This window comes from Streptomyces violaceoruber (assembly GCF_033406955.1).
Classification (GTDB): domain Bacteria; phylum Actinomycetota; class Actinomycetes; order Streptomycetales; family Streptomycetaceae; genus Streptomyces; species Streptomyces violaceoruber.
On the sequence record NZ_CP137734.1, the window covers coordinates 759,888 to 785,461 of the forward strand.

Annotated in this window: 22 protein-coding genes and 2 pseudogenes; 15 read left to right on the forward strand and 9 right to left on the reverse strand. The window is 70.2% G+C overall.

Features of this window, described 5'->3' with window-relative positions; translation table 11 throughout:
- Positions 1-316: 316 nt before the first annotated feature.
- Positions 317-1,243 carry an RNA polymerase sigma-70 factor gene (locus R2E43_RS03630; RefSeq protein WP_016327944.1) on the forward strand — a complete coding sequence of 309 codons (927 nt, stop codon included), beginning with the start codon at positions 317-319 and terminating at the stop codon, positions 1,241-1,243.
- 42 nt (positions 1,244-1,285) lie between these two features.
- Here the strand turns inward: R2E43_RS03630 and R2E43_RS03635 are convergent, their stop codons facing one another.
- Positions 1,286-2,164 (reverse strand): sigma-70 family RNA polymerase sigma factor family protein, encoded by an 879-nt coding sequence (locus R2E43_RS03635; protein ID WP_136207443.1) that lies wholly within the window; start codon positions 2,162-2,164, stop codon positions 1,286-1,288.
- Positions 2,165-2,641: 477 nt separating this feature from the next.
- On the opposite strand from R2E43_RS03635, the gene R2E43_RS03640 reads away from it, so the two are divergent.
- Together R2E43_RS03640 and R2E43_RS03645 are read left to right on the forward strand one after the other, a co-directional pair.
- Entirely contained in the window at positions 2,642-2,893 is a 252-nt protein-coding gene (locus R2E43_RS03640) for a hypothetical protein (protein ID WP_016327943.1), read from the forward strand.
- A 194-nt stretch (positions 2,894-3,087) separates the two neighbouring features.
- On the forward strand, positions 3,088-3,642 hold the full coding sequence (locus R2E43_RS03645; RefSeq protein WP_136207442.1) for a hypothetical protein: 555 nt from the start codon (positions 3,088-3,090) through the stop codon (positions 3,640-3,642).
- A gap of 43 nt (positions 3,643-3,685) precedes the next feature.
- Here R2E43_RS03645 and R2E43_RS03650 read toward each other — a convergent pair whose 3' ends face one another.
- The gene (locus R2E43_RS03650; RefSeq protein WP_030865738.1) at positions 3,686-5,041 is read right to left on the reverse strand and encodes an NAD(P)/FAD-dependent oxidoreductase; all 1,356 of its coding nucleotides are present in this window, start codon (positions 5,039-5,041) and stop codon (positions 3,686-3,688) included.
- A gap of 96 nt (positions 5,042-5,137) precedes the next feature.
- Positions 5,138-5,920, reverse strand: coding sequence for an alpha/beta fold hydrolase (locus tag R2E43_RS03655; protein ID WP_037897433.1), 783 nt, complete (start codon positions 5,918-5,920; stop codon positions 5,138-5,140).
- A gap of 257 nt (positions 5,921-6,177) precedes the next feature.
- Here R2E43_RS03655 and R2E43_RS03660 point away from each other — a divergent pair, with 257 nt between their 5' ends.
- The 3 genes from R2E43_RS03660 to R2E43_RS03670 all read left to right on the forward strand — a co-directional run bounded on the left by R2E43_RS03660 (position 6,178) and on the right by R2E43_RS03670 (position 8,652).
- A complete protein-coding gene (locus R2E43_RS03660; RefSeq protein WP_011031429.1) occupies positions 6,178-7,080 on the forward strand; it encodes a sigma-70 family RNA polymerase sigma factor family protein in 903 nt (300 codons plus the stop codon).
- 185 nt (positions 7,081-7,265) lie between these two features.
- Positions 7,266-7,769, forward strand: a complete 504-nt coding sequence (locus tag R2E43_RS03665) for a hypothetical protein (protein WP_030865733.1) — start codon at positions 7,266-7,268, stop codon at positions 7,767-7,769.
- A 397-nt stretch (positions 7,770-8,166) separates the two neighbouring features.
- On the forward strand, positions 8,167-8,652 hold the full coding sequence (locus tag R2E43_RS03670; protein ID WP_016327941.1) for a MarR family winged helix-turn-helix transcriptional regulator: 486 nt from the start codon (positions 8,167-8,169) through the stop codon (positions 8,650-8,652).
- A 28-nt stretch (positions 8,653-8,680) separates the two neighbouring features.
- Here R2E43_RS03670 and R2E43_RS03675 read toward each other — a convergent pair whose 3' ends face one another.
- Positions 8,681-9,025 (reverse strand): hypothetical protein, encoded by a 345-nt coding sequence (locus tag R2E43_RS03675; protein ID WP_003972047.1) that lies wholly within the window; start codon positions 9,023-9,025, stop codon positions 8,681-8,683.
- 238 nt (positions 9,026-9,263) lie between these two features.
- Between R2E43_RS03675 and R2E43_RS03680 the strand changes: the two genes are divergently transcribed.
- Both R2E43_RS03680 and R2E43_RS03685 read left to right on the forward strand, forming a co-directional pair.
- Positions 9,264-10,220, forward strand: a complete 957-nt coding sequence (locus tag R2E43_RS03680; protein WP_003972048.1) for an alpha/beta fold hydrolase — start codon at positions 9,264-9,266, stop codon at positions 10,218-10,220.
- A gap of 163 nt (positions 10,221-10,383) precedes the next feature.
- Complete coding sequence (locus R2E43_RS03685) at positions 10,384-11,595, forward strand: globin domain-containing protein (RefSeq protein WP_003972049.1); 1,212 nt, start codon at positions 10,384-10,386, stop codon at positions 11,593-11,595.
- 111 nt (positions 11,596-11,706) lie between these two features.
- Here R2E43_RS03685 and R2E43_RS03690 read toward each other — a convergent pair whose 3' ends face one another.
- The 3 genes from R2E43_RS03690 to R2E43_RS03700 form a co-directional block, all read right to left on the reverse strand.
- A complete protein-coding gene (locus R2E43_RS03690) occupies positions 11,707-14,505 on the reverse strand; it encodes an AAA family ATPase (RefSeq protein WP_332055906.1) in 2,799 nt (932 codons plus the stop codon).
- A gap of 213 nt (positions 14,506-14,718) precedes the next feature.
- On the reverse strand, positions 14,719-14,847 hold the full coding sequence (locus R2E43_RS03695; RefSeq protein WP_332055907.1) for a hypothetical protein: 129 nt from the start codon (positions 14,845-14,847) through the stop codon (positions 14,719-14,721).
- A gap of 365 nt (positions 14,848-15,212) precedes the next feature.
- Entirely contained in the window at positions 15,213-16,115 is a 903-nt protein-coding gene (locus tag R2E43_RS03700; RefSeq protein ID WP_136207435.1) for a ribosome-inactivating protein, read from the reverse strand.
- Between the two features lie 644 nt (positions 16,116-16,759).
- Here R2E43_RS03700 and R2E43_RS03705 point away from each other — a divergent pair.
- From R2E43_RS03705 to R2E43_RS03725, 5 genes are all read left to right on the forward strand, one after another.
- Entirely contained in the window at positions 16,760-19,006 is a 2,247-nt protein-coding gene (locus tag R2E43_RS03705) for an MMPL family transporter (RefSeq protein WP_030865718.1), read from the forward strand.
- A gap of 93 nt (positions 19,007-19,099) precedes the next feature.
- Complete coding sequence (locus R2E43_RS03710) at positions 19,100-20,293, forward strand: sensor histidine kinase (protein WP_332055908.1); 1,194 nt, start codon at positions 19,100-19,102, stop codon at positions 20,291-20,293.
- Positions 20,290-20,967, forward strand: a complete 678-nt coding sequence (locus R2E43_RS03715; RefSeq protein ID WP_003972056.1) for a response regulator — start codon at positions 20,290-20,292, stop codon at positions 20,965-20,967. Before R2E43_RS03710 ends, R2E43_RS03715 begins: the two co-directional genes overlap by 4 nt.
- 465 nt (positions 20,968-21,432) lie before the next feature.
- On the forward strand, positions 21,433-22,371 hold the full coding sequence (locus R2E43_RS03720) for an aldo/keto reductase (RefSeq protein ID WP_093457540.1): 939 nt from the start codon (positions 21,433-21,435) through the stop codon (positions 22,369-22,371).
- Positions 22,372-22,393: 22 nt separating this feature from the next.
- On the forward strand, positions 22,394-22,741 hold the full coding sequence (locus R2E43_RS03725) for a MerR family transcriptional regulator (RefSeq protein ID WP_003972058.1): 348 nt from the start codon (positions 22,394-22,396) through the stop codon (positions 22,739-22,741).
- Positions 22,742-22,913: 172 nt separating this feature from the next.
- On the opposite strand, the gene R2E43_RS03730 is transcribed toward R2E43_RS03725, so the two are convergent.
- Positions 22,914-23,174, reverse strand: a complete 261-nt coding sequence (locus R2E43_RS03730) for a hypothetical protein (protein ID WP_326647225.1) — start codon at positions 23,172-23,174, stop codon at positions 22,914-22,916.
- 21 nt (positions 23,175-23,195) lie between these two features.
- Positions 23,196-23,485, reverse strand: a pseudogene (locus tag R2E43_RS03735) (hypothetical protein); the annotation flags it as partial.
- 2 nt (positions 23,486-23,487) lie between these two features.
- On the opposite strand from R2E43_RS03735, the pseudogene R2E43_RS03740 reads away from it, so the two are divergent.
- A pseudogene (locus tag R2E43_RS03740) lies at positions 23,488-23,592 on the forward strand (IS5 family transposase); the annotation flags it as partial.
- A gap of 772 nt (positions 23,593-24,364) precedes the next feature.
- Positions 24,365-25,552: a phospholipase D-like domain-containing protein gene (locus R2E43_RS03745; protein WP_030865710.1), complete on the forward strand. Its 1,188-nt coding sequence runs from the start codon at positions 24,365-24,367 to the stop codon at positions 25,550-25,552.
- Positions 25,553-25,574 lie beyond the last annotated feature (22 nt).

Sequence of the window (25,574 nt, forward strand, 5' to 3'; positions counted from 1 at the left end):
GGAATAACTCGGATTGCGCAGCGTCGCTTTCCCTGGAAGACCGGACGGTCGGTGCGAATGTGACATCCCGCCGTGCCGTGTGCCGGCGCGGCGAGACCGCCTCCGGGCAGGGCCGTGCGCCGGTCCGCAAGATACGTAGAAGAAGTCCGCGCAAAGGTGTAACGAAACGCCGGCGCCGCCGGTCGTCCGGAGCGAAGGTGAGCACCGCGCCCTGCCGATCCCCCAGTACGCCGGGCCAGCGCTCCGGCGGTCACGACGAAGAGTCGTCCGACCGCCTCCGCACACACCGGCACCAGAGAAACGGAGACCCGGGATCATGCATCCAGAGGCGACCCCCGTGGCAGGCGACCTGAGCGAGGCCGTTTCCGTCTTCGTCGAACTCCGGCCCCGCCTCTTCGGCATCGCCTACCGCGTGCTGGGCAGTGCGGTGGAGGCCGAGGACGTCGTCCAGGAAGTGTGGCTGCGCTGGCAGCGCACCGACCGCACCCTCGTGATCAGCCCCGTGGCGTTCCTGTCGAGCACCACCACCCGGCTGGCCATCAACGTGGCCCAGTCCGCCCGCGTCCGCCGCGAGACCTACATCGGTCCGTGGCTGCCGGAGCCCGTCGACACCAGCAACGACCCGGAGGTCGGTGCCGAGCGGGCGGAGGCACTGGAACTCGCCCTGCTCCTGGTGCTGCAGAGGCTCTCGCCGACCGAGCGCGCCGCCTACGTCCTGAGGGAGGCCTTCGACTACGCCTACCCCGACATCGCGCGCATCCTGGGCCTCAGCCCCGTCAACGTCCGCAAGATCGTGAGCCGGGCCCGCAAACACCTCACCGAGGACCAGCGGGACAGCGTCGACGCGGCCGAGCACCGGACGCTGCTCCAGACGTTCGTGGCCGCAGCCCGGCAGGGCGACGTCGCCGGACTGGAGGCGCTGCTCACCCCGAACGCGGTCAGTCTGTCCGACGGCAACGGCATCAGGGGAGCGGCTCGGGTGCCCGTCCTGGGCCGTGCCCGCGTGGCGAACCTGTCCACCGCGCACCCGCGGTTCTGGCCCACGGTCGAGGCGGAACCGGTCGAGGCCAACGGACGCGGCGGAATCCTGATCCACCGGGACGGCCGGCCCGCCACCTTCATGACGGTCGCGGCCACGTCCCGCGGCATTCACCAGGTGATGTGGGTCTTCAACCCGGCCAAGATCGCCGCTTTCCTGCAGTCCCGCACCCGTCACCGGTCCGTGGCGGCCCTCTGCGTCTGAGCGGGCCGCTGACGCGCTGTGTCGGACGCGGGACGGGACAGGTCAGGCGCGAGGGCGGTTCCAGGAGCGCAACTTGTCGGGATTGAGGACGGCCCACACCTGTACGACGCGTGAGCCGGCCAGGTCGAGGCAGATCACGGCGGCGACCTGGCCGTCGTAGCGTGCGACGAGACCCGTGCGCCCGTTGACGGGACGGGTGTGCACAGTGGTGCGCGGGTGCCGGGCCAGCAGGGTCAGGAGACTCCGGGCGACCCGTGGGCCGCCGACGACGGGCCGTGTCAGTGTGCGGACCTTGCCTCCGCCGTCGTAGAACGCGACGGCGTCGGGGTCCAGCAGCGTGGCCAGCCGGTCCGCGTCCTCGTCGGCGCACGCCTGCCGTACGGCGTCGACCAGTGCGTCCTCGACGCACGGTGGCGTGGGGCGGGCGGCCCTGACCCGGAGGCTGTGCCGGGCTCGGTCCAACGGTTCGGTGTCCACCGGTCCCGGCCGGTCCCGGCGTGCCGGTCCCGCGGTGCCCACGGGTGCTCCGGCCGCGCCGCCGAGGGCCTCGTTGAGTAGGAGGGCCGCTCGCTCGGCGGGGGTGAGCGCGTCCAACGCCTCGGCCCACAGCGCGTCGAGATCGTCCTCCAGAGCCGGACCGGACGCTCCACTGCTCCCCTCGGGACCCTGGGGGTCCCGGCCCGGATAGGACGGGGCCAGCCGTGCCAGGGAGATGCTGCCCACGACGCGGGTCAGCCAGGCCCGCGGGGCGCCTATGCGGTCCCGTTGGTGCTCGGAGAGCGCGTACCACTCCCGGTACGCCTCGTCGATGACGTGCTCGGCGACGATGCCGCTGCCCAGCATCCAGTGCGCGACGTCCAGCAGGTGCCGCCGCTCGTCGAGCAGCTCCCCGATCGGCATGGTGTCAACCACCGGCTCCATACCGTCTCCTCCTCCTGAACGACCCGTCCTTGTGACGACTCGTCTCCCGCATGCGGTTCCCGCATCGCGCGCATCGCCACGTTACCCGGGGCACCGCAACGGCCGCATCCATGTCCCCGGGCCGTGCGGAAATCTCCCGGCCCACACAACACCGCACGCCTTCACACGGTCACACTCTGTCCGACGTTGCGTCCGAGGCAGTACAGCGTGTCGTGTCGCACGGGCGGGCCCTGCCACCCTCCTACCCGTGACGGCCCCTCGCACACCCGCTTCCGGGAAGGATTCGGCGGGCCCCACCTGACGCGTGCCGCAGCCGCGGGATCCTGCGTCGTCCGACCCGCCGGCCGCCCCGGGTCCGGCTGCGCACCGCGGTGACGCGCGGGCCTCGCACCGGGCTGTCACAGCGCTCGTCACTGTCCGGTCAATGCGATGTCGACGGTTCACGAGCCGACGGCACGAGCCGAGGAAGGACGAGGGATGTCCCGAAGCACTGACCGGCAGACCGATCCGGCCGCCGCCACCGCGTCGCTGGCGGCCGAGGCCGCCCTGCTCGAAGGGCGGTTGAGCCTGCTCCGAGAGGCGATCGACTCGGTGGACGCACGCATCGACGCGGTCTCCGAGACCCTGCGGCGACTGCAGCGCCCGGCGACCGGACCCACCGACGGCGAGACGCCCGAGGAGCGGAAGAGCGGCACCGGGCCCGACCGCTCGAAGCGGGGCCGTGCCTGACACAGCGGGACGAGCGGGCCCGGTGGCGCGTCGCGACGGACACCGTGGTCGTCGCGCCTCCGCTCCGCCGCGCTCGCCGCCCGACGTGGGCCGTTTCCCGGCAGTACGGGTATCCTGCCCCCGGTGCCGGGCCGAGTGACGGAGCCCGCATCGGGCGGCCCCGCCGGAACGAGGGGTGAGAACGAGAGGAACGCATGGTCTCCGTGACCCCCAAGGCTCGCAACATCGAGATCACCGCCGAGGGCCTCCAGGAGGACCTGGCGCGGCTGGAGATCCAGAAGCAGGCACTGGAGCGGGAACTGGCCGCGGTCACCGCTCACTTCGGCTCCGTGCAGCGGGCCCTCAGTGCCCTGCAGGCCCTCATGCCGGAGTCCGTTCCCCCGGCCCCCGCGGCCCGTCCGGCGGACGTGGTCGCGGAGGCGCCGGCGACGGTGGCACCCGCCCCCGTGCCGTCCGCCGACGAGGCGGAGGACGGTGCCGGTGACGGTGACGAGGACCGCACGGAGGACGCCTCCGGCGCCGGTGACGCCGACGGCTCGAAGTCGTACGGCAAGCTGACCGAACAGATCCTGGCCTACTTCGCGGACGCCGGGAACACCGATGTCCGTGCCAGGGATGTGGCGTCCGCACTGGGCCGCGACACCGACAGCGGCAGCATCAACGCGGTCCGGAGCACGCTCGACCGTCTGGTCGGCCAGTCCCGTGTCCGCCGGGTGGGCCGCGGTCTGTACCGCGCCGCCAAGCGCTGAGCCGCCCTGCGGTGTCCCCGGGGTCCACGGGGCCCGTGGGGAGTCATCCGGCGACGGCGTCCGCGTCCGCGGACTTCTCGCCTCGCCGTGGGTCACCGCTGGAGACGAAGGCCTCCCGCGGGTGCTGGACCGAGGCGAGGGAGATGACGTCGCGGCCGAAGAAAGCGGCGGTCACCCAGACGGCGAACACCCGTGCCTTGCGCTCCCAGCTCGGTATGGCCAGCACGTGGTAGCCACGGTGCATCAGCCACGCCGGGAATCCCTTGATGACCAGACGCCGGTACTGGAAGATGCCACGGCCCAGCCCGAGGGTGGCCACCACGCCGAGACTGTGGTGCACGTAGTCCTTGGCGGGCCGACCGCGCAGTGACGCCAGGATGTTCCTCGCCAGCAGCTTGCCCTGACGGACGGCGTGCTGGGCGTTGGGCACCGTGCGGGCGTCCGGCCGGCCGGCGGCGAGATCGGGCACGGAGGCGTCGTCACCGGCCGCCCACACGTCCGCCACGACCTCGCTCTCCGTCCCGACGCGGAGATCCGCGCGCACCATCAGCAGACCTCGGGCGTCGACGGGGAGGTCGGTGTGGTTGTGCACGATCGGGTTGGCGGCGTTGCCCGCCGTCCACACGAGCAGCTCCGAGTCGTACTCCGATCCGTCCGACAGCACCACGCGACCGTCCTTCGCGGAGACGAGCTGGGTGTTCAGATGCACCCGCGCACCCCGCTTCTCCAGCGAGCGCACCACCCACTCGCCCGGCCCGTCGGTGACCTCGGGCAGGATGCGCCCCCGTGCCTCGACCAGGTGGAAGGCGAGTTCCTCCGCCCCGATCTCAGGATAGTGCTTGAGCAACGCGGAGGCCAGGCTCAGCAGTTCACCGAAACCCTCGACCCCGGAGAAGCCGCCGCCGACGACGGTGGCGGTGAGCAGCCGACGGCGTTCGGGCCCGTGGGGCAGGGTCGCCGCGCGGTCGAAGGAGGTGAGCAGCCGGTCGCGGATCGCCACGGCCTCCTCGACGTGCTTGAGCCCGTACGCCTGGTCGCTCAGTCCCGGGATCGGGAAGGTGCGTGTGACGGCTCCCGCGGTCATCACCAGTATGTCGTAGTGGAGGTCGAACGCCGGCCCGGACTGCGGCCGGACCGTCGCCGTGTGCGCGCTGTCGCGGATCTCGGTGACCGAACCCGCGATCAGGCGGGTGCGGTGCAGGTGCCGCCGGAGCGAGACCGCGGCATGACGGGCCTCCACCGACCCGGCGACCACCTCGGGCAGGAACGGCTGGTACGTCATGTAGGGGCGCGGGTCGACGACGGTGACCCGGGCCTCGTCCCGCCGCAACTTCTTCTCCAGGCCCCACGCGGTGTAGAAGCCCGCGTAACCGCCGCCCACGATCAGGATCTCACGCACGGTGTCCTCTGTTTCTCTTGGTTTCACCCTTCAAGACCGGCCGGCACCGCCCCGTGTGACAGCGCCGGGACCGGTCCCGGCGTCTGCGCCCGGCCGTCACACGTCGGCGTGCGCGCTCCAGTGCTTCTCGAGGATCTCCGCGACCTCCGCCGGGCGCTGGAGCACCGGCCAGTGGTTGCAGTCCATCTCGACCACCTCACTGGAATGCAGGGAGTCACCCAGCCGGCGCCCGAACTCGATCTGGCAGGCGGGGTCCCGGGCTCCCCAGAAGACGACGCACGGCGCGGACACCGCGGACAGCTCCGGCTCCCACTCCGCTCCCATGGTGAGCGCCGACCTGTACAGCCTGAGCACCGCGTCCTTCATCGGCTCGTCCACACGGCTCGCCATCTCCCTGGCCAGGTGGAGGGGTACGTCGAAGCCGGCCGCCACCTCCTCGGCGAAGGGCTCGGCACGCAGTTCGGCCATGTACCGGTCGCCCTGGATCCGGTCCTGCCAGATCCTGGCCAGCGGATGCCATACGTACCCGGCGTTGACCGGCCCGTTGCCTCCGGCCCAGGTGCGGACGAGGTCGGGGCGCAGGGAGGCGACGCGGAGGGTGAGGATGCAACCCCAGTCGTGCCCGACCAGGTCCACCGGCTCACCGACCCGCTCCAGTCGCCGCACGAGCCAGTCGACGTACTCCTCCTTGGTGGAACCGAAGCCGGCGGGGCGCTCGGCGCCGAAGCCGGGCAGGTCCCAGGCTTCCACGTCGGATCTGGTCAGATGACGGCGCACACCGTCCCACACATGGTGGGTGTCGGGAACGCCGTGGATCAGGATCGCGGGCATGGTGAACCCTTTCGTCGGTGGGACGAGGTCGCGTGCGGTCGGCGACATCTCATGGTGTCACACGGTTGTATCGTCCTTTCGTCTCACCGCCCCCTCCACCTCCGCCTCTGCCCCTCCACCTCCGCCCATGCCACGCCTCCGCCTCCGTTTCCGTCGCGCCTCCGCCTCCGTTTCCGACTCCGTTTCCGCCTCTGTCGCGGTCTCCTGTTGTCACATGATCCGCGCTTGTGCGGTCTGCTCTGCCGAGGGCACGGCCAGCCGACCGCGGTGGTGGCGTTGTGGTGCCGGTAGAGGAAGGACACCTCATGGGTGGAACCGGTGACACGACACCGCTCGCGGAGCTGCTGGACGAGCGACAGCATCTGATCGACGTCGCTCGCTGGATGCTGGGCGCCGGGACGACGGCCGAAGAGGCCGTCACCGAGACCTACCGGCGGTGGTACGGCCTGACCGACGCCGAGCGGTCGGGCATCAGCGATCCGCGTGTCTGGCTGACCAGGAACACGGGCACCATCTGTCTGGCGCGCCTGTCCGCACCCGCACGCCGACCGCCGGGCCCTGGCGGGGCGGGCGACGGCATCGGCACCGAGCCCGACCGGGCACTGTCGAAGGAGGTCAGCGACGTCCTGCTCAGCGCCCTGGACGCCCTCTCCCCTTCCGAACGGGCGGTCTTCGTGCTCAACGACGTCTTCGCCATGCCCCCTCGGACGGTCGCCGACATCGTCGGGCGGACCCCGCACGAGTGCGCCGAGCTGGCCGAGAGCGCCCGCCGCAGCCTGCGTGCCGACGGCGCGCGTCCCACCCCGTCGGACCAGCACGACAGGATCGTCCGCGCCGTCCGGCAGGCCTGCGTGCTCAACGACGCCCGGCACTTGGTGTCCCTGCTGTCCCGGCACGCCATCGCGTTCTTCGACGGCGGAGGCAAGATCCGTGCTCTGACCAGGCCGGTGCACGGCGACCAGCACGTCGCCCGGACCCTCCTCACGCTCCTCGCCCCGCGCCCCCGCACCGTCCTCCACCTCCAGGCGGCCAACGGTCGCACCGCGATCGTCGTGCGCCACCACGACCGGGTCGCCGCCGTGATCAGCTTCGACATCACCGACCAGCGCGTCACACACGTGTGGGCCGTGCTGAACCCCGACAAGCTGCGCGGGTGGAATCGCCCCCACCCGCCCGCCGACGGACACGGAGCGGTCGGGCACGTGTGAGGAGGCCGCCGGAAGGCGCCACCGGCCGGCGACTCGGTGCCCACTGTGCGCTCACCCGTTGCGCTTTCCACGTGTCAGTGGCAACAATTGTCAGGTGGACTTCCATCACATCGCCACCACATCTTCATCACGGTGACCATGGGACCCACCCGATGACGACGTTCCAGCACTCCTTGAAGGAAAACATGGTTCCGGCATCTCGCTCGACACGCGACATCGAAGTGACGGCTGAGAGCCTCCAGGCCGATCTCAGCCGTCTGGAGCTGCAGAGGCGGGCGCTGGAGAGGGAACTGGCCGCCGTCGTCGCTCATCTCGACACCGTTCAACGGGCACTGGGCGCGCTGGAGGTCGTCATGGCGTCCCCCTCGGCGGCCCCGGCCTCCGAGGCCGGACCCGAGACCGCTCGCGAGACCACCGGCAGCGCTGCCCGGCGCCGCGTCCCAGGTCCCGCGCGGGCCGCGACCCGGCCGAGAGCCGGCACGGAGCGCACGTACGGCAGGCTGACCGAACAGATCCTGGAGTACTTCGCGGAGGTCGGCGACGCCGACGTGCGTGCCCGGGACGTGGCGGTGGCCTTGGGGCGGGCCACCGACAGCGGCAGCATCAACGCCGTCCGCAGCACGCTCGACCGGCTCGTCGGCACCTCGCGGGTCCGGCGCAGCGGTCGAGGCCTCTACCGCGCCGGATGATCCCGGCAGTTCCCTGCGGCCAAACGAGACTGGCCCCGGACGCCGACTCGCGGGGGATCGGTGGGCGCCCGGGGCACAGTACCCCCGCCAGGCTCTAAGTGGCAGGGGGCGTTCCCGGCGCCGTGTGTGGGGTGTCCAACCCAACGCCGTGAACACTGTGCAGAGTCTACCTCACTTTCACACGCTCCGAAGACACCGTCGTAGCCGTCTCCTTCGTGCTCCATAACAGTGTGCGTGCGAGTGTCTCACCGGCTGGACGAGAAGGCGCTTCCGGCGCTTCATACTGGTAGTCGTGAACGACCCGTGCGTGTCTCCGAACCTCTCCCCCTCAGCGGAGGAGTCCGCGCCGCGGCCCGCGGTCCAACCGTGCCCGGATCGTGGGGACAGTGTGGATGCCATGCTGCGTCAGTGGGAGGAACGCCGGCCGGGCGTGGACGTCTCCTCCAGCGAGGTACTCGCGCGACTGCTGCGCGCGGCCCGCCTGGCCGAGGAACTGTTCGAGGAGCGGCTGCGCCGTCAGCCCGGCAGGACCATCACCAACGTCGGGGACTTCGACCTGCTGCAGACCCTGCGCCGGGCGGCCCCCGGGCACGCCCTGACGCCGGGGCAACTGATGCGGCACCTCGTGGTCTCCTCGGCCGGTCTCAGCGGCCGCCTCAACCGGCTGGAGCGTGACGGCTGGATCGTCCGGACCGCGTCGCCCGACGACCGGCGGCGCTCGCTGGTCAGCCTGACGGTGCAGGGGCGGGAGGAGTTCGACCGCCGGCTGGAGGGCCACCTGGCTGTGGAGCGTGAGCTGCTGTCCGTGCTCGACGCGCGGGAGCGGGTCGTCGTCGTCGGCGCGTTGCGCAAACTGCTGCTCGTCCTCGAGGCGTCGGAGTGAGCCGGCGGACGCGGCGGGACCGAGCCGCTCAGCCCGCCGCCACCAGGACGAGGGCGACGAGCAGAACCATCACGGTCGCCGCGAGTACGGCCAGCGCCACGCGGGACATCCGGCGCAGCCGGGCGTAGCGTCTGGTGTGCCGCGCCTCCACCATCGTGATCTGCTCGGTGAGGTGATGGGCGATGGCGCGGGAGACCCTGATCTGCTCCTCGACGTACCACCACTCCAGGTCGGTCTTCTGTTCTTCGCTGAGTCCGGGCACGTGTGCGGCGAACTCCGCCGCGCGGTGGTGAGCGGCCCGGCGGTGGGAGTCCCAGTACAGGTAGTCCTGAATGACCGTCAGGCCGCGCTCGGCCTCGTCCTTCGCATCCATGGTGTGCTCCAGCCATCGGTGTGCCGCCTCATGCCCACGACGCCGCGGCCACCGCCTCGCGGGAGGCCACCGTGGTGGCGCCCGGGCGTGCGGCAGATCGTGTCACACCATCGTATCTCTCGCTCGCGAGAGAGGGGCCGGGGAGGCACCACTCGGCCTAGACGCAGTGCATAACAGTGTGATTACTCGTTGTGTTCTTCCTTGCGGGGTTTCCGCCTCTCACGGATCATGGGACGGCGTGAAGCACACGCATCGGCCGGGGACTCTCCCGCGCACACCCGAAGATCCCTCCGCCCCCCTGTCTCCCGGCACACACACGATCACCGTTCCACACGGTCCGGCCCGCGTCGCACTGCGCTACCACGTCGCAGGCTCGGGCCCCGTGTGCCTCGCCCATTCGGGCGGACCGGGCATCGGCTGGGAGTACCTGCGCATGCCCGGTCTCGAGGACTCCCTGACCATGGTCTACGTCGAACCGGTCGGCACGGGCGACTCCGGTCGGCTCCCGGATCCGCGCGACTACACCGTGGCCACGTACGCGCACTTCCTGCACGCCGTGGTCCAGCACCTGAACGTGCCACGGTTCGCCCTGCTCGGTCACTCCCACGGTGGTTTCGTGGCCCAGCGGTACGCCCTCGACCATCCCGCACAGGTCACCGCCCTCGTTCTCTACGACACCTCACCGGTCGCGGACGAGGAGTTCTGGTCGGCGGCAGTCGCCGCCATGGAACGGTTCGTGAAGGACCACGTCCAGGACCATCCGGAGGTCGCGGACTACGCCGCCACCCTCACCACGCGTCTCGGTCTGCTGGACGACGACGGCGCCACCGCCGTCCTGCGCACACTGATGCCGGCCTATCTCCACGACTACTGGGGCAGAGAAGCCGAGTTCGCGCCCGCTCGTCGGACGCTGCGCATGTACGCGTCCCCCTCCCTCGGGGAGGAACCTCCCTTCGACGTACGGGACGAACTGCCTCTCCTCACCCCACCGGCCCTGGTCCTGGCGGGCCGTCACGACTTCATCTGCGGGCCACGATGGGCCGCGCTGCTGCACGAGGGCCTGTTCAAGGCCGAGTTGACGGTCCTGGAGGAGGCCGGGCATCTCGCGCACCTCGAACAGCCCGCCCGGTTCGACGCCTGCGTCCTCGCGTTCCTCCAAGCCCAGGGAGTCGTCCGCGGACCCCGGAACCCATAGCTCCGGCGCCCGGTCTCCGGCTTACCCGTCGTCCGTCAGCGGCCGGTTCCTGACATCGCGTCACAAGTCCGGCCGCTGTCCGGTCTCACTGAGAAGACGGGCCGCACAGACGGTCCGTGGCACGTCGGAAAACAAGCATCTGAGATCCCAGTTCGGAGTAGGCATGCTCTCCAGTCAGTCGGCCCAGATCGTCCGCGACACGCTCCCCACCGTCGGAGCCTCGCTCGGCACGATCACCGACCTGTTCTACCGCCGCATGTTCGAGGAGCGTCCCGAGCTCCTGCGCGACCTGTTCAACCGCGCGAACCAGGCCAGCGGCGTCCAGCGCGAGGCACTGGCCGGTGCCGTCGCCGCCTTCGCGACCGCGCTCGTGAAGCACCCGGACGAGCGCCCCGACGCCGTACTCGGCCGCATCGCGAACAAGCACGCGTCACTGGGCATCACGTCCGACCAGTACACCCTCGTCGGCCGCCACCTCCTCGCGGCCGTCGCGGAGGTCCTCGGCGACGCCGTGACCCCGGCGGTGGCGGCCGCCTGGGACGAGGTGTACTGGCTCATGGCGAACGCCCTCATCGCCATGGAGGCGCGTCTGTACGCCCGGTCCGACGTCGAGGACGGCTCCGTGTGGCAGAGCATGGAGATCGTCGAACGCCACGAGGAGACCCCGGACACGGCCTCCTTCGTCCTGCGTCCCGCCGACGGCTCACCCACCCGCCCCTTCGTCCCCGGCCAGTACGTCAGCGTGCGGGCCGAACTGCCGGACGGAGCACACCAGATACGGCAGTACAGCCTCTCCAGCGCTCCCGGCGGCGGGACCTGGCGCTTCACCGTGAAGCGCGAGCGCTCCCTGGACGGGCAGGTGCCGGACGGGGAGGTCTCCACGTGGCTGCACACCCACGCCCGCCCCGGTGACGTCCTGCGGGTGTCCCTGCCCTTCGGTGACCTCCTGCTGCCCGAGGGCGACGGTCCGCTCCTGCTGGCCTCCGCGGGCATCGGTGTCACCCCCATGCTCGCCATGCTGGAGCATCTGGCCACCGCGGCGCCCGACCGTCCGGTGACCGTCGTCCACGCCGACCGCTCCCCCGCTCTCCACGCGCACCGGCTCGAACTCACCGCGCTCGTCGAGCGGCTGCCCCACGCCTCGCTGCACCTGTGGTACGAGGACACCGCGGACCACCCGGACGCCTCGGCGGACCACGTCAACGAGGGCTGGGCCGACCTCACGGGCCTGTCCCCGGTCCCCGGCACCACCGCGTTCCTGTGCGGGCCGCTGTCCTTCATGAAGGCCGTCCGCACCGACCTGCTCGCCCACGGGCTGAGCCCCAGGGCCATCCACTACGAGGTGTTCGGCCCCGATCTGTGGCTCAGCAAGTAGCAGCGCCGGCCGCCCGGCAGTGAGCGGGCGGGCGTCGGTCGGCTGCGCGGGGCGCCGGCCGTCGCCCGCGTACGGAAGCGGGAGCGGAGTCCGGCGCCCGCCCTCGGGGGTTCATGCGCTCGACGCGGTCGCGGTGAGTCCGGCGAGGGCGGGCTTCAGCTCGGTGCGCCGCTTGATGCCGAGCTTCACGAAGACCTTGCGCAGGTGGTACTCGACGGTGTGCGCGCTGATGAACAGGCGGGCGCCGATCTCCCGGTTCGTCAGTCCCTCGCGGGCCAGGCGCGCCACGTTCAGTTCCTGTTCGGTGAGCCGCGCCGCCGACCCCCGGGTGTGGACCCGCAGGGTCTCGCCGCTCGCGCGCAGTTCGTCCGCGGCGCGCTGGGCGAATCCGTTCAGTCCGCGGGCCGACAGCACCCGGTGGGCGGCGCGGAGCTGTTCGCGCGCTTCGGCGGGCCGTCCCTGGCGGTTGAGTGCCTCGCCGTACAGCAGGCGGCAACGCCCCACCCAGATCGGGATCCGCTCGTGCTCGAAGCGCTTTATCGCGTCGAGGAAGAGCCGCTCGGCGTCGTCCCCCGCCCGCAGTTGCGCCTCGGCCATCGCCAGGACGGCCAGCGCGTAGCTGGTGCCCACCGGCCGTGTGACGCCGGCCAGCTGTTCCAGTGCCTGCTCGGCGAGGGTGCGCTCGCCGGTGTGTGCGGCCGCTTCCACCAGTTCGAGCAGTGTGCGCATCGCGAGGTTCAGTTCGCGGGTGTACGGCAGTTCGCGCCGGCCGCTGGCCACCGCCTCGGCGAAGCGGCCCAGGCCGTTGTAGAGGACCGCCTCGGAGAAGTTGGCCGCGCTCAGCGCGTGTCCCTCGCCGCGGGCGAGCCCGTCGGCCCGGACCCGCTCGGCCAGGCGCTCCGCCTGGTCGGCCTGCCCCCGGTAGGCGGCGAGGAGGAGCCGTCCGTACGGCGGCAGCGGATTGCCGGTGACCTCCTTGATGGCGTCGATCTCGTCGCAGGAGGCTTCCGCCCCGTCCAGGTCGCCGTCGGTCATCCGCACGAGCATCAGCAGGCTCAGGGCGATCGGCAGTACGGTGACGACGCCTTCGGCACGGGCGAGTTCGACCTGCCGGTCGGCGAGCGCACGCAGGCCGGCGGGGTCCCACAGGTCCTGGGCGGCGCGGGAGGCGAACCACATCCAGTGCAGTTCGAGGGAGTCCGGCGCCTGCTCGAGGAAGGCGCGCTGCGCCCGTCGCAGGGTGGGAAGCGCCGCCGTCTGCCCTTCGGTGGCGAGCAGCGCCTGCCCGCGCAGGATCAGGTCCCGCGCCCGGTCGGTCTCGTCGGCGGCGGACGTGGCGCCGAGGATCGCGTGCGCGACGGCGGTCACCTGCTCGGCGTCACCGAGCCTGCCGCCGTAGGTCGCCGCCGCGAGCGCCTCGATGTAGGTGTCGCGGGCGAGGACCGGGTCGAGCCCTTCGAGTCCCCGTGCCGCGTCGAGCAGGTGCTGCGCCCCGCCGCGGTCACGCCGTAGCGCGTATCCGGCCCGCGCGCGCAGCCGCACCACGAGCGCCTCCTGCAGCGCGGTGAGGGGAAGGACGCGGGCGGACCCGAGCAGGCGCAGGGCCGCGTCCGACGCGCCCGCGTCGTGCTTGGCCTCGGCGGCCGCGATGAGTCGCTGCCCGCGGTGGAACGGCGAGGGCGTGAGCTCCGCCGCCCGCTCCAGAAACGCGCCGGCGGCCGCCGCTCCGCCGCGGGTTCGCGCACGCACGGCGGACTTCTCCAGGTCGGCGGCGACCTCCTCGTCCGGTTGCAGGGTCGCGCTGGCCCGGTGCCAGGCCCGGCGGTCCGGGTCGTGCTCGGCGCTGGTGACGTCCGCGAGAGCGGCGTGGACGCGACGCCGGTCCCCCGGTGACGCCGCCCGGTACACGGCCGACCGCACCAGCGGATGGCGGAAGCCGACACGGGTGCCGACGACGAACGCCTCGGCGTCCTTGGCCGCGTCGAAGGCTTCCGGCCCCAGTCCCAGCACCGCGCTGGCACGCCACAGCAGCCCCGGGTCGCCGGTGGGTTCGGCGGCCGCCAGCAGCAGCAGGAGGCGCGCCGGTGCGGGCAGCGGGGCGAGCTGGACGACCAGGCTCTGCTCGATGCGACTTTCCAGCGGCAGGGAACCCGTCAGGGTGAAACCGCCGGCGATCTGGGCCGGGCTCAGGGCCCGGGGCAGTTCACGCAGGGCGAGGGGATTGCCGCGGGCCTCCGCGATCAACTGGTCGCGGACCCGCAGGTCGAGACCACCGGGTACGGCCAGGCGCAGGAGTTCACACGCGTCCTCGTGACCGAGCCCTTCGAGGATCATGTGGGGCAGGCCCGCGAACACCGGGTCGGGCTGCCGCATGGCGAGCACCAGGGCGATGCCCTCCGCGTCCAGACGCCGGGCCGCGAAGGCGAGGGCACGCGCGGACGCCTGGTCGAGCCACTGTGCGTCGTCGACGACGCACAGCAGTGCCTGCTCCTCGGCGGCCTCGGTCAGCAGCCCCAGCAGGGCCAGTCCCACGAGGAACGGGCTCGGCGCGGCCGCGCTGCGCAGGCCGAACGCCACCTCGATCGCTTCCTGCTGCGGGGCCGGCAACCGGGCGGCGGAACCCATCATGTGTCTGCAGAGCTGCTGGAGGCCGGCGTAGGCAAGTTCCATCTCGGACTGGGAGGCGACGACGCGCTCGGTGCGGACGTGTGCGGCGGCCCGTGCCGTGAGGTGGTCCAGGAGCGCCGTCTTGCCGACACCGGCCTCACCGGAGACGACCAGTGCACCGGCGCGGCCGCCTCGGGCACGGCTCACCAGCGCTTCCAGTTCCGCCAACTCGACGTGTCGTCCCCGCAAGGGCGCGATGTCAGGCACCATGTCCGCCTTCGCCGGGAAGTACCGCTCCGCCATGTCATTCGTCCACGCATTCTATCGGAGCGTCGACCTGATCCGCCGAGCGTCGCGGTGCCGTGCGCGGTGGGCATCGACCGTCCGTCTCAGCGGGCGTGTCACCGAAGAGAGGACATGGCTCAGTTCCTGGAATCGAAGAGTGATGTCGACGGGTTCGGTCACCGTGACAAAGAGCTGTACCGTGCCCTCCCGCCCGCACCGCCCGCACCGCCCTCACCGACGGCCCCAGGCCCCGGCCCGATGCGCGATCGAGCGGGACGACGAGGCGGTCGCAGGGCGGGGCAGGGAGGTGTGGCCCTGCGCGGGAGGATCGCCGCCCACCAGCAGCCCGATCGTGCTCATCCGGGACAAGCTTGACGTCCACAAGGCCGCCGGCCTGCGGAAGCTCACCGAAGCCCGGGCTGCGGGTGGCGTGGACAGATGGGCCTTGCGCTCGGCGGACCCGGCGGCTTCGGCGGCAGGGCGGGAACCGGTGCTGATCGGATTGACGAAGAGGGGACGGAATCAACCGTTTCCGCCCCCCCTTCACTGGCGAACCGCCGGCCGGGTAAACGGAGCGGCTGTTCAAGAAGCAAAGGGAATCCGGGTGTCTGTACAATAGGTGCTCGCCGTGCCGTACGACACATGGCTGTCGTACGGCAATGCGCCCACGAGGAGGACGAAGGCGCGAGAACCGGTGACGATCACGCCGCTGGTTGGTCCCATCCTCACCTTTGCCCGTTGATTGCGCGGAGGTATTTGTCCACGTCTTCCCAGCTGGCCAGGACGAAGAAGTAGACCCCGCTGCCGAAGACGGCTGGGGTTGGCGGTGGTCCGCTGACCAACTGCTGGACCCAGCGGGACATTTGACCCCAAGCGGTCCGCAACGCCTGCATTGTCGGAGTCACGACGACGCTCGGGTTGGCGAAGCGGCGGAAAGCTGCTTCGAAATGATCACGGAACATGGGGAACCGTGCCGCCTCCGCGAATGCGCCGATCATGATGAGCATGGCCCGCGCAATGCTTCCTCGGTAGGCGCCCGTGGCCGCCGCGGGGTTCGGGGTCCTGGCCAGAGCTTCCATGTTCGTCTGGATGGCGTAGATGCCGATCGTGGTCGGTTCCGTCTCCGCTCCGGGCAGGGTGTTCACGAGGCTGGTGTAGGACCCCGCGAAAGGCAGGGTCGTCACAGGGGCTCCCCGAACCTCTCGTCCGACTTCCTCTCTGGCATTGGCAGATGCATCCGAGAAGAGATACGCCTGCCCGGTCCGGGACTTGAAGCCCACAAGGTAGAGATTCGACGCGTTGAAGTACAAGGTCGTCTGGTGAACCCAGTCGGCGTTGTAGAGGTTGAGAGCTACGAGCCCGGCATTCTGGCCCTGCCCCATGGTCTCGTAGATGTTGTTGCCGTGGATGAGGTGGCCGGCGCCCCTGCGAAGTTGCTGTACGACAGACCTGTAGTGAGGGACGTTGTCGATTTCCGGGTCGATGTGGAAATCAATGTATGTTGTCTGCCTGTTGGGCGTATCGGCTGCAGCTCTGGGGACGTTCAACCCTAATAGGATCATGAGAGCTGCGAGCGTGGCGACTGCTGAACGCAGCGCGAAGCTGCGCTCACCGTTGATTGACAGCACTTGTGCTTCCTCTCGGACCTATCTGATCGGCATCGTCGGAGTGCCGAAGACTTGTTGCTCATCGGTAGAGACCGCGTAGGCCCACCCGATGTGACTGGCAGGCTCGCCAGAAACACGTCACCGCCCCCAGGACCTGGCCGCCACCGGGAAGGACCTGCGGAGCGACTTCGACTACTCCGCCCACTTCCCCGAGTGGTGGGAACGCGACCTCGAGGCGATGGCCGCCGAGGACCTCGACCATCCGAGCGTCGTCTTCTGCAGCCTTGGCAACGAGATCCCCGGAGAAGTCGTTCGCGGCACTCGACGTCGCCGGTATGAATTACGGCGAGTCCCGCTGCGCCCTGGACCAGGACCTCTTCCCTGACCGCGTCATCGTCGGTACCGAGACCTGCCCGGCCGGGCTCGTCCTCACGCGGAGCGATCGATGCCTTGAACGTGGACGGTGGGATCCAGGGCTCGCAGACTGCACCGCCCCGGGATCATCCTCAGGTAGGAGAACAGCATCGTCGTTCCGCACGAGAACGGCCCCCTCCCTGCTGCCCAGCCATGAGGACCAGGTCACAGCACCGGCACGATGCTCCAGCAGCCGGCACAACGGCAGCCTTGGTACCTACCTGAGCACAGACCTTGGAGAGACCTTTCTCGTGGCTACCTTCCTGTACCGACTGGGCCGGACCGCCTTCCGGCGGCGCTGGCTCGTGACCTTGTTGTGGGTGGTGGTCCTCGGTGGTGTCGGTCTCGGCGCCGCCAAGGCGCCGGCCGCCGGTGACGACGGCACGTCGTTCATGCCCGGCATCGAGGCCCAAAAGGCGTTCGACCTGATCGGTGAGCGATTCCCCGGTTCGGACGCCAACGGTGCGAACGCACGCGTGGTCTTCATCGCTCCCGACGGGGAGAAGGTGACGGCCGGCGACTACCGCATGGCCGTCGACGAGCTGGTGTCCACGGTCGCCGAGGGCGCCCAGGTGGACAGCGCCGTCGACCCCTTCAAGGCCGACGCGGTCAGCAAGGACGCCTCGACCGCGTACGCCACGGTCAACTACAAGGTCAAGGCCGACGACCTGACCGACGCCAGCAAGGACGGCCTCGAGAAGGCCGTCGACCAGGCCCGCGGATCGGGGCTCACGGTAGAGGTGGGCGGCACCGCTCTCGCCTCACAGCCCGCCGCGGGAGGCTCGGCCGAGGCCATCGGCATCGCCCTCGCCGCCGTCGTCCTGCTGATCACCTTCGGGTCCCTGGCCGCGGCCGGGCTGCCGCTGCTCACCGCCGTCATCGGCGTCGGTGTCAGCATGTGCGCGATCCTCGCTCTTGGCAGCACCCTGGGGCTGACCATGACCACCGGCACTCTCGCCTCGATGCTCGGACTCGCGGTCGGCATCGACTACGCCCTCTTCGTGGTCTCCCGCTACCGCGAGGAACGCGCGAACGGGCACGCCCCGCGGGAAGCGGCGGGCCTGGCGGTCGGCACGGCCGGCTCCGCCGTGGTCTTCGCCGGTCTGACGGTGATCATCGCGCTCGTCGGCTTGACGGTGATCGGCGTGCCGATGCTGACCAAGATGGGCCTGTGCGCCGCCGGAGCGGTCGCCATCGCGGTCCTGGTCGCCCTGACCCTGGTCCCCGCGCTGCTCGGCATGTGGCCGAACGCCGTCCTCTCCCGCAGGGTCCGCAAGTTCCGCGAGGCGGACAAGCGGGACGGCAACGCCAAGCACCACTCCGAGACCCCCGACAACGGCGGCACACGTTGGGCCCGCTTTGTGATGAGGCGGCCGGTGGCGGTTCTCGTCCTGGGTGTGGCGGTTCTGGGGGTCCTGGCGCTGCCCGCCACCCACTTGGAGATGGGCATGCCCGGTGACGAGGCGAAGCCCACGTCGACAACGGAGCGGCGGGCCTACGACGCGCTGGCCGACGGCTTCGGGGCGGGCTTCAACGGACCACTGACCGTCGTCGCCGACGTCAAGGACGCCACGGACCCTCAGGCGGCCGCAGCAACAATGGCCGAGCAGATCAAGGACACTGACGGCGTTGTGTCCGTCACGCCCCCGCAGTTCAACGAGGCCGGGGACACCGCACTGTTCTCCGCTGTCCCGGCCACCGGCCCCAACACGGAGGCCACGAAGGAGATCGTCCAGATCATCCGGGCGGAGCGTCCCGGTCTGGAGGCGGACACGGGCGCGACCTTCGAGGTCACCGGCAGCACCGCGATGAACATCGACGTCGCACAGGCACTGCAGGACGCCCTGGTGCCCTACCTGGCCGTCATCGTCCTCTTGTCCCTGCTGCTGCTTCTGATCGTCTTCCGCTCGATCCTTGTCCCCGTCAAGGCGGCCCTGGGGTTCCTGCTGTCGGTACTCGCCTCGCTCGGTACGGTCGTCGCGGTCTTCCAGTGGGGCTGGGGCGCCGAGCTGCTGGGTGTGGAGCAGACCGGCCCGATCATGAGTCTCATGCCGATCTTCCTGGTGGGCATCGTGTTCGGCCTGGCGATGGACTACGAGGTCTTCCTCGTCGCCCGCATGCGCGAGGCGTACGTCCACGGTGAGCGCCCCGGCCAAGCCGTCGTGACCGGCTTCCGGCACAGCGCCCGCGTGGTCGCCGCCGCGGCCGTGATCATGATGGCGGTCTTCTCCGGCTTCATCGGTTCCGGCGAGTCCATGATCAAGACGATCGGGTTCGGCCTCGCCGTCGCCGTCCTCTTCGACGCCTTCGTGGTCCGTATGGCCCTGGTGCCCGCCGTGCTCGCCCTCCTGGGCGAGAAGGCCTGGTGGCTGCCCCGGTGGCTCGACAGGGTGCTTCCCAGGGTCGATGTCGAAGGCACGGCTCTCACCTCACAGACGCGTCCCTCCGCTTCGGTCGACGTCGAAGAGCACGCTCAGGAGCCGGCCCGCACTCTCTGACACAGAGTGCAGTCATACGCGCCGCGGTTCCGTTCGACGGTGCCGCGGCGCGTCTGTCACCCTGAACCGGCAGTCTCACCTCGGAGTATGACGATGAGTGCACGATGGCGGAACCGCATCACGGACCGCCCCCACACGGTCGAGACCCTGACCATGGGTCTGCTGCTCGCCTTCACCCTGGGCGGCGTCATCCTCACCCGGGCCGTCGCCGTCGAGGAGCCGGTCGAATTCTGGCCCGGCCTCGCACTGTCCGTCCTCGCCTGCGCGGCACTGCTTCGCCGCCGCAGCCGCCCTCTTCTGGTCCTCCTGGTGACCACGGGTTGCGTCATCGCGGAGGGGTTTCTGGGGTACCTCCTGACGCCGCTGCTCATGGGGCCGATGCTGGTCGCGCAGTACACCGTGAGTCTGCGTCCCGATCGCAGGACCACCTGGTCCAGCGCTCTCGCGGCCGCGGCCGGGATCGCCTGCACCGGCTTCGTCGTCACGGACGCGCACGAGTGGATCATCGGCTTGGTCAATCCGGCGGCCTGGGTCCTGATGGCCGCCCTCTTCGGGAGCTACGTGCGCGTCCGCCGCGAGTACGCCATGGCCCGCGCGGAGCATGCTGCCCAGGAGCGGGACGAGGAGGCGCGGCGACGGGTGATCCACGAGCGCATGCGCATCGCCCGGGAGCTGCACGACGTGGTCGCCCATCATCTCGCGCTGGCCAACGCCCAGGCCGGCACCGCCGCACATCTGGCCCGGACCCACCCCGACCAGGCCATCGTCATGATCGAGAAGTTGCCGGACGTAACCGCCTCTGCGCTTCGCGAGCTCAAGGCCACCGTCGGGCTGCTGCGTCAGGAGACCGACGCCAAGGAACTGGCTCCCGCGCCGGGCCTCGAACAATTGCCACGCCTGGTCGAGACATGCGCGTCCGCGGGTCTCGACGTCACCATCACCACCGAGGGACGACCACACGCGCTCACGCCCGGCCTGAACCTCACGGCCTACCGGATCGTCCAAGAGGCGCTTACCAACGTGACAAAGCACGCTGCCACACCCTCCGCACGGGTACGGCTGATCTACACCCCCCACTACCTCACACTCACCGTCACCAACGACATCGGCTCACGTCCCACATCCGCTGCGGACATCCACGGCCGTGGTCGTGGCTTCGGGCTGCTCGGCATGCGCGAGCGGGCTCTGTCAGCGGGCGGAACCTTTCACGCCGGCCCACGGCCCGGAGGCGGATTCGAAGTCGCCTGCTCCCTCCCCCTTCCCCGCTCCGAGGAAAGCACCTCATGACCATCCGCGTTCTGCTCGCAGACGACCAGGCGCTGCTCCGCGCCACCTTCCGCATCCTCATCGACTCCGACCCCCATATGACCGTCGTGGCTGAGGCAGCCGACGGGCAGGAAGCTGTGGCACTCACTCTCGAGCACCGTCCTGACGTCGTCCTCATGGACATTCGCATGCCCGGCACCGACGGACTGGCGGCCACGGCCGGCATCTGCGCCCGCACGGACCTGTCGGGCACCCGGGTCCTGATCCTCACCACGTTCGAGGACGACGAGAACGTCGCCCTCGCACTCCGGTCCGGGGCCAGCGGGTTCCTCGGCAAGGACGTCGGCCCCGATGTCCTGCTGGCAGGCATCCGTACCGTGGCGGCGGGAGACTCCCTGCTCTCGCCTACGGCCACCCGGGCATTGATCACCCGCTTCCTGGCCTCACCGACCGACGACGTGCCCCTCGCCGCGCCGGAGCGTCTCGCCCTGCTCACCGAGCGGGAACGGGAGGTCATGGCGCTGGCCGCGCTGGGCAAGTCGAACCAGGAGATCGCCGACCACCTGGTCGTCAGTCCCCTGACCGTGCGCAGCCACGTCTCCCGTGCGATGACGAAGCTCAACGCCCGCGACCGTGCCCAACTGGTCGTGATCGCCTACCAGAGCGGCCTTGTCCGACCCAACCTCGGCAGTTGACACGAGATCGACGCGAAGGGGGCGGCCGCCCGGGCCGCGAGGGTGAACACTCGGGATACTGAACCTTGCTCGCAGACAAGCGTCATGCCGGCAGACCACCACTGACGTGGATCGGCTGTCGTGATGAGCGGCAATGACGCCGACGCGTGGGCCGCGATTCAGTCTGCCGTGAACCGACCTCTTGGTCGACGAGAACGCGCGAAGGCATTGGTCGGCTCGCACCGGCTGCTGGACGGTGCGAGCGAGGAGGTCGTGTCGACGGACTGGACGACATGAAGCCGGTGACGAGCCACCCTGCGACGGTGCGTGACCTGTGCGGCGGACCGCTCGCCCGGGATGGCCGTCCATGCGGGCCTCGTCACGCGAGCCCGTTGCACGCGGCGCTCGGCCCCGCAGGCCAGGGCTCGAACCCTCCCCGACAACCACACTTGACCTGGAGCGCGCTCCAGATCCGAGCATGGGGACATGAACATCACAGACCCCCAGATCGTCCTTGGAACGATGGACTTCGGCACCCGCGTCGACCCCGGCCAAGCCTTCGCGATCCTCGACTCCTTCGTCGCCGGCGGCGGCGTCTGGCTCGACACCGCGAACTGCTACTCCTTCTGGACCGACCCAAGTGGCGTCGGCGGCGCCAGCGAGCGCCTCATCGGCGAGTGGCTGCGGGCGCGACCGAGCGCGCGCGACGCGGTGCGGATCGCGACGAAGGTCCGGCAGAACCCGCTTGTCCCGCATTCCTGGCCGGCAAGTGCCGAAGGGCTTTCCGCCCGCGCCGTCCACGCCGGCGTGGAGGAGAGCCTGGGCCGTCTCGGAATCGATCACGTCGATCTCCTCTGGGCTCACGCCGAGGACCGCACCGTGCCGCTGGAGGAGACGGTCGGCGCCTTCGGCGAGCTGGTCGCGAAGGGAGTGGCTCTACGGGTCGGGGCTGCGAATCATGCTGCCTGGCGCGTCGAGCGCGCCCGGTCACTCGCCCGGGAGCAGGGCGTTGAACCGTGGACCGCCCTGCAACTGCGCCACTCACTCGTTCAGCCACGCCCGCTCACCCCCCTGGCGGAGAGCGGCCATCGCCTGCTCGCTGACGAGGACCTGGACCTCGCGCAATCGGAAGGGCTCACCATGTGGTCGTACAGCTCGCTGATGTGGGGTTCCTACGTGCGCGCGGACAAGCCGCTTCCGCAGACTTATGATCATCCCGGTACCACCCGGGTGCTCTCGGTCCTGGACGACGTGGCCGGCGAGCTGGCGGCCACGAGGAACCAGGTCGTCCTCGCATGGCTGATGCGCCGGGGGATCGACCCCATCGTCGGCGTGAGCCGGGTGGAGCAGATCGAGGAGGCACTCGCCGCACGCCGTGTGCGGCTCGGCGACGAGCACCTGGCGCGCTTCGCCGAGGCGCGGTAGCGGCGGTCACAAAAGGAGTCCCATGACCACCCTCACCCCGGCCGCGGCCGCCGACCGCACCGGCGTCTCCATCGACACGCTGCGCTACTACGAGCGCGAAGGGCTCATCGGCCCTGTCCGGCGTTCCACCGGCGGGCGCCGGGAGTACACGGAGGAAGACGTCTTCTGGATCGGCCTGGTCACGTGCTTCCGCGAGGCCGGCCTCGGCATCGCGGACCTGCGGGGGTTCGTCGCCATCCTGCGCGGCGAGCACTCTCCGCAGGACCGGGTCGCCTTCCTTCGCGAGCGCCGTACCGCCCTGGAACAGCGGGTGGCGGCACTGTGCCGGGCCATGGAGGTCCTCGACGACAAGATCGCCTACTACAGCTGAGCGCCGGGGGCTCCGCACTCAGCTCGTGCCCTACCCATCGCCCTCGATGGCTCGGATCCTTGGCCGGGCAAGTGATCGTCTGGCTGGTGCGGGCAGGCTGCCTTCAGGTCGTGACCGTGGAGGTGAGCATTCACACCCGGTGCCACGACCGCTGACGTCACCCGTCACACCATCATCCCAGAACACCAACTGCCTGGATCAGATGCTCTCTCAGCGGCCGTGGCAGCTCGGGGGCAGCGGCACGTGGTTCGGACAGTACGCTCGCGACCTGAACGACTCCCACGGCTCGGCCCGTTGCCACCTGGTCGAGCGTTTCCTCGTACGTGGTGTCCAGTGGGTCGGCGTTGAAGCAGCCGCGCTCATCCATCTCCGTGTATTTACGCAGGGCGGTTCGCCAGCCGGAATTGGCGGAGGTTTCCTTGCCTAGTTCCATGTCGCGGTCGAAGTCTGGTGATCATCTCCGGCTGTCGGAGAGAGACGTCGAGCGCGAACGCACCGACGGACCCCGTCCGAGCATGCGTCTTACTGGGCGGCCCTGCCCACCCCCACCGTCATTCACGTTACGTATGGTTTCCATCCGTCCCGTGGATGACGCCCTCCGCGAGCGGGCGGCGGTCTCGCGCAGCCAGATGTGGGCCGCGTCGTGGGTGTGGACCGGGTGCCATCACAACGCCTCGCTCAGCGGCACCGCCTCGTAGGGCGGCTCCACCACGCGTACGCGGCGAGCGGGGCGAGGAGGTGTGCAAATCCACATCGCCATGACCGACCTCATGGCCCGCCGCCTCACCGGCGAGAACACCATCTCCTGGCGCGACCCGGCACCGCAGACCAAACAGATGATTTCGGGATGAAACAACGGGAGAAAACGACCTCTAAGCAGGACTTCTCCGTTATCCCGACCGGTGCGATCTGAACATCGACGTGCGCACCGCGCCCGGCTTCGAGGCCATGACGCCGCGACGCTTGCCCGCGAGGGCGTCGCCGAGCGGGATGCGGAGCTGCCCGTCCCGAAGCCGTCCAAGGTCGCCCCCATCGCAGTGTGGCCGCCGCTTCCGCTCCCGCCTCGCCGGACTCCCCAGGAGTACGGCGTCTACCAGCGGGCCGTGCTCAATGTCCTGGGCGCTGACGTGCCATACCCGTTCGAGTTCTCTCCAGGATCCCTTCCCAACACGTACGGGGAGCGCACGGCCCGCGCCATCCGGGACGCCGGCAATGAGGCGATCTTCCACCCGACCGACGTGAGCGACGAAGAGCCTTGGGCCGCCGCGGTGGACGTCGTTCGCAGCGCCTACGGCCCCGTCTCCGCTCTCGTCTCCGATGCCTACGCCGTGCGCGTCGCCCCCCGCCCACGACACCACACTCGATCAATGGAACCAGCAACTCGGCGTCACGCTGACGGGCGCCTTCCTCGGCTTCCGTGCCTGCTTGGACGATCAGCGTGCCACTCGCGGCAGCGCCGTCCGGACTTGGAAGCGACGGGCGAAGGAAACAAGGTCAGGTGATCACCGGCACGGGACTCCGTCGGTGCCAGCCGGTGCGGGTGGGTACCGGGATAGAATCCCGGCGCCCGACGGTGCTCGGCAGGACGCGTCGGGGCAACCGCTCTCCCCGTAAGGACCAGGCATGACCGTCGTTGAACCGACTCCCGGTGCCGACCGGGTCAGCATCCAACGGCTGCGCCGCCGTTTGGAAAGGCTGATCGGTGTCGCCGCCACCGAGGGGAACGAACTCGTCGCGCTGCGCAACGGCGACGAGATCTTCCCCGCCATGCTGGGGGCGATCCGGGCGGCCGAGCACACGATCGACATGATGACGTTCGTGTACTGGCGCGGGCAGATAGCCCGCGACTTCGCCGCCGCTCTCGCCGACCGGGCCCGGTCGGGAGTACGGGTCCGGCTGCTGCTGGACGGCTTCGGCGCCAAGGAGATCGAACAGGACCTGCTGGACGCTATGGAGGCCGCGGGAGTACAGATCGCCTGGTTCCGTAAACCGCTGTGGCTGTCGCCGTTCAAGCAGAACCACCGCTGCCACCGCAAGGCCCTCGTCATTGACGAGCACACTGCCTTCACCGGAGGCGTCGGCATCGCCGAGGAGTGGTGCGGCGACGCCCGCGGCCCCGGCGAGTGGCGCGACACCCACGTCCAGGTGCGCGGCCCGGCCGTGGACGGCGTCGCCGCCGCCTTCGCCCAGAACTGGGCCGAGTGCCACGACGAGTTGTACGACGACCGGGACCGGTTCTCCGATCACACCCAGCCCGGCACATCCATCGTCCAGGTGGTGCGCGGTTCGGCCAGCTTCGGTTGGCAGGACATGCAGACCCTCATCCGCGTCATGCTCACCTCCGCGGAGCACCGCTTCCGCCTGGCGACCGCCTACTTCGCCCCGGATACATACTTCATCGACCTGCTCTGCGCCACCGCCCGGCGCGGTGTCACGGTGGAGATCCTGCTCCCCGGCCCGCATACGGACCAGCGGGCCTGCCAACTGGCCGGCCAGTACCACTACACCCGTTTGCTGGACGCCGGGGTGTCAATTCGCGAGTACCAGCCGACCATGATGCACGCCAAGATCATCACCGTGGACGGTCTGGCCGCCCTGATCGGGTCCACCAACTTCAACCGGCGCTCCATGGACCACGACGAGGAGATCATGCTCGCCGTCCTGGACCAGGAGTTCACCAACGGCCTGGACCGGGACTTCGACGCCGACCTGGAACGCAGCACCGCCATCGAGCCGACCCACTGGAAGCGCCGCGCCCCCCTGCGACGCCTCCGGGAGACGGCCGTCCTGCCCCTGCGCCGGTTCCTGTGAACTGACAGCGCGGGCCCACGCG

What these genes read in the sequence shown, in the direction of transcription:
- R2E43_RS03630 (WP_016327944.1), top strand. Translation starts at nt 317, where the DNA reads ATGCATCCAGAGGCGACCCCCGTGGCAGGCGACCTGAGCGAGGCCGTT.
- R2E43_RS03635 (WP_136207443.1), bottom strand. Translation starts at nt 2,164, where the DNA reads ATGGAGCCGGTGGTTGACACCATGCCGATCGGGGAGCTGCTCGACGAG.
- R2E43_RS03640 (WP_016327943.1), top strand. Translation starts at nt 2,642, where the DNA reads ATGTCCCGAAGCACTGACCGGCAGACCGATCCGGCCGCCGCCACCGCG.
- R2E43_RS03645 (WP_136207442.1), top strand. Translation starts at nt 3,088, where the DNA reads ATGGTCTCCGTGACCCCCAAGGCTCGCAACATCGAGATCACCGCCGAG.
- R2E43_RS03655 (WP_037897433.1), bottom strand. Translation starts at nt 5,920, where the DNA reads ATGTCGCCGACCGCACGCGACCTCGTCCCACCGACGAAAGGGTTCACC.
- R2E43_RS03660 (WP_011031429.1), top strand. Translation starts at nt 6,178, where the DNA reads ATGGGTGGAACCGGTGACACGACACCGCTCGCGGAGCTGCTGGACGAG.
- R2E43_RS03665 (WP_030865733.1), top strand. Translation starts at nt 7,266, where the DNA reads ATGGTTCCGGCATCTCGCTCGACACGCGACATCGAAGTGACGGCTGAG.
- R2E43_RS03670 (WP_016327941.1), top strand. Translation starts at nt 8,167, where the DNA reads ATGCTGCGTCAGTGGGAGGAACGCCGGCCGGGCGTGGACGTCTCCTCC.
- R2E43_RS03675 (WP_003972047.1), bottom strand. Translation starts at nt 9,025, where the DNA reads ATGGATGCGAAGGACGAGGCCGAGCGCGGCCTGACGGTCATTCAGGAC.
- R2E43_RS03685 (WP_003972049.1), top strand. Translation starts at nt 10,384, where the DNA reads ATGCTCTCCAGTCAGTCGGCCCAGATCGTCCGCGACACGCTCCCCACC.
- R2E43_RS03690 (WP_332055906.1), bottom strand. Translation starts at nt 14,505, where the DNA reads ATGGCGGAGCGGTACTTCCCGGCGAAGGCGGACATGGTGCCTGACATC.
- R2E43_RS03695 (WP_332055907.1), bottom strand. Translation starts at nt 14,847, where the DNA reads ATGAGCACGATCGGGCTGCTGGTGGGCGGCGATCCTCCCGCGCAGGGC.
- R2E43_RS03710 (WP_332055908.1), top strand. Translation starts at nt 19,100, where the DNA reads ATGAGTGCACGATGGCGGAACCGCATCACGGACCGCCCCCACACGGTC.
- R2E43_RS03715 (WP_003972056.1), top strand. Translation starts at nt 20,290, where the DNA reads ATGACCATCCGCGTTCTGCTCGCAGACGACCAGGCGCTGCTCCGCGCC.
- R2E43_RS03720 (WP_093457540.1), top strand. Translation starts at nt 21,433, where the DNA reads ATGAACATCACAGACCCCCAGATCGTCCTTGGAACGATGGACTTCGGC.
- R2E43_RS03725 (WP_003972058.1), top strand. Translation starts at nt 22,394, where the DNA reads ATGACCACCCTCACCCCGGCCGCGGCCGCCGACCGCACCGGCGTCTCC.
- R2E43_RS03730 (WP_326647225.1), bottom strand. Translation starts at nt 23,174, where the DNA reads ATGGAACTAGGCAAGGAAACCTCCGCCAATTCCGGCTGGCGAACCGCC.
- R2E43_RS03745 (WP_030865710.1), top strand. Translation starts at nt 24,365, where the DNA reads ATGACCGTCGTTGAACCGACTCCCGGTGCCGACCGGGTCAGCATCCAA.